Annotated in this window: 2 protein-coding genes and 1 pseudogene; all 3 read left to right on the forward strand. The window is 68.4% G+C overall.

The genetic code is table 11. The features are described 5' to 3' along the window. The first annotated feature begins 91 nt into the window (after nt 1-91). Entirely contained in the window at nt 92-3,250 is a 3,159-nt protein-coding gene (locus AC27KI_RS17790; protein WP_284430988.1) for an efflux RND transporter permease subunit, read from the forward strand. A 23-nt stretch (nt 3,251-3,273) separates the two neighbouring features. Beyond that, nucleotides 3,274-4,736: pseudogene (locus tag AC27KI_RS17795) on the forward strand (efflux transporter outer membrane subunit). A gap of 312 nt (nt 4,737-5,048) precedes the next feature. Then, nucleotides 5,049-5,591, forward strand: a 543-nt coding sequence (locus AC27KI_RS17800; RefSeq protein WP_487115033.1) for a c-type cytochrome, incomplete at its 3' end; no start/stop codon positions are given.

Consider the following 5,591-nt stretch of genomic DNA (forward strand, 5'->3'; position numbering starts at 1 on the left):
GGCGCCCGGTGCGCCCGCCTCTGCGGCGGCTCCCGCCGCGTCCGCCGCTTCCGCTGCCGCCCCGGCCAAGCCATAAGAAGGAGCGCGGCACATGGCCAAGTTCTTCATCGAGCGCCCCATCTTCGCGTGGGTGATCACCATTTTCATCATCGTGATGGGGGCCATCTCCATCACGCGGCTGCCGATCGCGCAGTACCCCGCCGTCGCGCCGCCGACCATCCAGGTGTCGGTGGCCTACCCTGGCGCCAACGCCCAGACGCTGGAGGACAGCGTGCTGGCCGTCATCGAGCGCGAGATGAACGGTGCGAGCGGCCTGGCCTACGTCGAGACGACCAGCCAGGCCAACGGCACCGGCAGCATCGTGCTGAGCTTCGAGCCCGGCACCAATGCCGACCTCGCGCAGGTGGACGTGCAGAACCGGCTCTCTCGCGCCACGCCGCGGCTGCCGAGCGCCGTGACCCAGCAGGGCGTGCGCGTGGAGCAGTCGCGCTCCAACTTCCTGATGTTCGCCATGCTCACGACGGAAAGCCCCGACGTGAGCATCGAGGCGCTGAACGACTATGCGGCGCGCAACGTGGTTCCCGAACTGCAGCGCGTGGCTGGCGTGGGCACGCTCACGCAGTTCGGCTCGGAACGTGCCATGCGGATCTGGGTGGACCCGGCCAAGCTCAAGGGCTTCAACCTGTCGCTCGACCAGGTCAACGCCGCCATCCGCGCGCAGAACGCACAGGTGTCCGCCGGTAACCTGGGCGATCTGCCGGCCGAGACGGGCCAGCCCGTGGCGGCCACCATCGTGGTGCAGGGCCAGTTGTCGTCGGCCGAAGAGTTCGGCCGCATCGTGCTGCGCGCCAACACGGACGGCTCGGCCGTCCGCCTCAGGGACGTGGCCCGCATCGAGCTGGGCTCGCAGAGCTACAACACCAGCGCGCGCCTGAACGGCAAGGACGCCGTGGGCCTGGGCGTGCAGCCCACGCCGTCTGCGAATGCCCTGGCCACGGCCAAGGCGGTGAAGGCCAAGCTGGAAGAGCTCAAGAAGTTCTTCCCGCAGGGCGTGAACTACGTGGTGCCGTACGACACCTCCAAGTTCGTGTCCGTCTCGATCGAGAAGGTGGTGCACACGCTGATCGAAGCCGTGGTGCTGGTGTTCATCGTGATGTTCCTGTTCCTGCAGAACTTCCGCTACACCATCATCCCGACCATCGTGGTGCCGGTGGCGCTGCTGGGCACCTTCGGCGTGCTGATGGCCATGGGCTTTTCGATCAACGTGCTGACCATGTTCGGCATGGTGCTGGTGATCGGGATCGTGGTGGACGATGCCATCGTGGTGGTGGAGAACGTCGAACGGATCATGGCCGAGGAAGGCCTGCCGCCGCTGCAGGCCACCCGCAAGGCCATGGGTCAGATCTCGGGCGCCGTGATCGGCGTGACCGTGGTGCTGATCTCGGTGTTCGTGCCGCTGGCGTTCTTCGCCGGCTCCACCGGCAACATCTACCGCCAGTTCGCGGCCACGATGGCCACGTCGATCGCCTTCTCGGCGTTCCTCGCTCTGTCGCTCACGCCGGCCCTGTGCGCCACGCTGCTCAAGCCGATCGATCCCGAGCACCATGCCGAGAAGAAAGGCTTCTTCGGCTGGTTCAACCGTTCGTTCAAGAACGCCACGCACGGCTATGAAAGCGGCCTGAGCAAGATGCTGCGCCGCGGCGGCCGCATGATGATCGTGTACCTCGCGCTGATCGGCGCGGTGGCGGTGGTGTTCATGCGCCTGCCGACCTCGTTCCTGCCCAACGAAGACCAGGGCTACATCATCACCAACGTGCAGCTGCCGCCCGGCGCCGCACAGTCGCGGACCAGCGAGGTGCTCAAGCAGGTCGAAGGCTACATGCTCAAGCAGCCCGAGGTCGAGAACATCGTGACCGTGGCGGGCTTCTCGTTCTCCGGCCAGGGCCAGAACGCGGGCCTGGCCTTCGTGATCCTGAAGGACTGGAGCGAGCGCTCCGGCGCCGAACACGCGGCCTCGGCCGTGGCCGGCCGCGCCTTCGGCGCCCTCTCCAGCATCCGCGATGCCTTCATCTTCGCGCTGAGCCCGCCGCCCATTCCCGAATTGGGAACGGGCACCGGCTTCAACTTCCGGCTGCAGGACCGCGCGGGCCAGGGGCACGAAGCGCTGCTGGGGGCACGCAACCAGCTGCTCGGCATGGCCGGGCAGAGCAAAGTCCTCGCGGGCGTGCGCCCCGACGGCATGGAAGATGCGCCGCAGATGCAGATCGACATCGACCGCGACAAGGCCAACGCCCTGGGCATCGGCTTCGACAGCATCAGCGCGGCGCTCTCGACCGCGCTGGGTTCGAGCTACATCAACGACTTCCCGAACAAGGGCCGCCTGCAGCGCGTGGTGGTGCAAGCCGACGCCGCCGCGCGGATGCGCCCGGAATCGGTGCTGGACCTGCCGGTCGTGAACAGCCAGGGCCAGACGGTGCCGCTGTCGACCTTCGCCACCACGCGCTGGATCACGGGCGCGATGCAGACGGTGCGTTACAACGGCTACCCGTCCATCAAGATCGCTGGCGATGCCGGCCCCGGCTTCACCACCGGCGATGCGATGAACGAGATGGAGCGCCTGGCCGGCCAGCTGCCGCCCGGCTTCGGCTTCGAGTGGACGGGCCAGTCCCGCGAGGAAAAGCTCGCCGGCTCCCAGGCCATGATCCTCTACGCCTTCTCGCTGCTGGCGGTGTTCCTGTGCCTGGCCGCGCTGTATGAAAGCTGGACGATTCCCGTGTCGGTGCTGCTGGTGGTGCCGCTGGGCGTGCTCGGCGTGCTGCTGGCCACGCTGATGCGCGGGCTGTCGAACGACGTGTACTTCCAGATCGGCCTGGTGACCATCATCGGCCTGTCGGCGAAGAACGCGATCCTGATCGTGGAGTTCGCCAAGGACCTGCAGGCAGAGGGCAAGAGCGCACTGGAGGCCGCCCTCGAAGCCGCCCACCTGCGTTTCCGGCCGATCATCATGACCTCGCTGGCATTCACGCTGGGCGTGGTGCCGCTGTTCATCGCCTCGGGCGCCAGCTCGGCCAGCCAGCGTGCCATCGGTACCGGCGTGATCGGCGGGATGATCACCGGCACCGTGCTGGCCGTGGTCTTCGTGCCCGTGTTCTTCGTGCTGGTGCGCACCTTCTTCAAGGGCAGCAAGCGCCAGCAGGAGCACGACGCCAAGCAGGTCCAGCACCGCCATGCCACGGAAAACCTTGAATGACGACCGATCCGCTGGAGACCCCCATGCCCCATCCATCGTCCCTGCGCGCTAGTGCGCGCATCGCACGCCCCCTGCTGAGCGTGGTGGCTGCCGCTGCCGTGCTGGCAGGCTGCAGCTTCATACCGACCTACGAGCGGCCCGCCGCTCCGGTGCCGCAGGCGTTCCCCAACGCCGCGGCCGCCGGCGGCGCCGAAACGGCCAAGGCCGCCGCGGACATCGACTGGAAGGAATACTTCGCCGATGCACGCCTGCAGACGCTGATCGCCATCGCGCTGGAAAACAACCGCGACCTGCGCGTGGCCGCGCTCAACATCGAGCAGGCCCGCGCGCAGTTCCAGATCCAGCGCGCCGGCCAGTTCCCCACGGTGAACGCCGCCGTCAACGCGACGCGCCAGCCCGACACGACCACGCGTTCGTATGCCAACAGCTACCAGGTCGGCCTGGCGGTTTCGGCCTGGGAAATCGACTTCTTCGGGCGCATCGCCGCCTTGAAGGAGCAGGCCCTGGCGCAGTATTTCGCCACCGAGGAGGCCCGCCGGTCCACCCAGCTGAGCCTGGTGTCGTCCGTCGCCACCGCCTGGTTCAACCTGCTGGCCGACGAGGAACTGCTCGACATTTCGCGCCGCACGCTGGGCACGCGCGAAGAGTCGGTCAAGCTGACGCGCCTGCGCCTGGAAAACGGCGTGAGTTCCGAGCTGGACAACAGCCAGGCGGAAGGCCTGGCGCAGGCCGCCCGCGCCACCTATGCGCAGCAGCGGCGCCAGCGCATGCAGGACGAGAACGCCCTGGCCCTGCTGCTGGGCCAGCCCCTGCCGCAGGACATCCGCGACAGCCTGGGCACCACGGTGTCGCGCCTGGCCGACGCCCCCGCCATGCCGGCGCTGCCGGCGGGCCTGCCGTCCGACCTGCTCACGCGGCGCCCCGACATCCGCCAGGCCGAGCAGCAGCTGATTGCCGCCAACGCGAACATCGGCGCGCGCGCGCGGCGTTCTTCCCGCGCATCTCGCTGACCGCGAGCGTGGGCACGGTGAGCAACGAACTGTCGGGCCTGTTCAAGAGCGGTTCCTGGGCCTTCTCGCTGGCGCCGCAGGCGGCGCTGCCGATCTTCGATGCCGGGCGCAACCAGGCCACGCTCGAATCGGCGCGGGCCGCACGCTCCATCTCGGTGGCGCAGTACGAGAAGTCGATCCAGACCGCGTTCCGCGAAGTGTCCGACGCCCTCGCAGGCCAGGCCACCCTCGGGGAGCAGCTGGCGGCGCAGCGCGCCCAGGCGGACGCGGACGCCAAGCGCCTGCAGCTGTCGGATCTGCGCTACCGCAACGGCGTGTCCAGCTACCTCGATCTGCTGGATGCCCAGCGCTCGCTGTTCACCTCCGAGCAACTCGTGGTGCAGACGCGGCTCATCCAGCTGCAAAACCAGATCACCCTGTACAAGGTGCTGGGCGGCGGCTGGACGCCGCAGGACGAGCGCGCCTCGGGCTCCTGATCCCGCGCCCCCCGCAAAACGGCTTCGGGCACGCACGGGGGTGCGGCTTTATCCGCCAGACCGGGCCCCGCGCCCTGCAAGGAAAACCGTCCTTGCAGGGCGTTTTTGTTTTCAGGGCCGCTGCGATGCGCCGGCGTGGTGCCCCCGCCCGCAAGGGCGATCCGCACAGCCGCCACCCCAATGCCTGCCGCCGGTTCTTGATGCAGCGCAAACGCCAGGAAAAGCCGGCCGTTTTCCCTAACGGCCGGCCCCGGGGAGCCTTCCTATAATCAGCGGCTGGTTTCATCAAGCCCCCGATACATAGAGGACGTCATGAGCGACACCCCCCACGAAGAAGCGCACACCGGCCCCATCAAGAATCCCAAGCAACTGCTGTTGACGGTCTTCTTTTCGTTTGTGGTCCCGATCTTCGCCATCATCGGGCTCGTGATGTACGTGACCTCGGGCACCAAGCCGGCCGATGGCGCCGCGAACCCCGAACGGGCGCTGGCGGAACGCATCCAGAAGGTGGGCATGGTGGAAGTGCGCGATGCCAACCGCCCCCTGCGCCCCGGCGAGGAAGTCTTCAAGGGCCAATGCGCCGCCTGCCATGCCACAGGCGCGGCAGGCGCCCCCAAGCTGGGTGACGCCGCGGCCTGGGGCCCGCGCATCAAGACCGGGTTCGAGGCGCTGGTGCATTCCGCCCTCGCCGGCAAGGGCGCGATGGCCCCGCAAGGCGGCGGCGATTTCAACGACACCGAGATCGCGCGCGGCGTGGCCTACATGGCCAACGCGGCCGGCGCCAAGTTCGAAGAGCCCGCCGCCCCCGCAGCCGCAGGGGCCTCCGGTGCCGCCGCCGGGGCTTCCGACGCCGCT

It is taken from the genome of Acidovorax sp. KPB24-03, assembly GCF_057546605.1.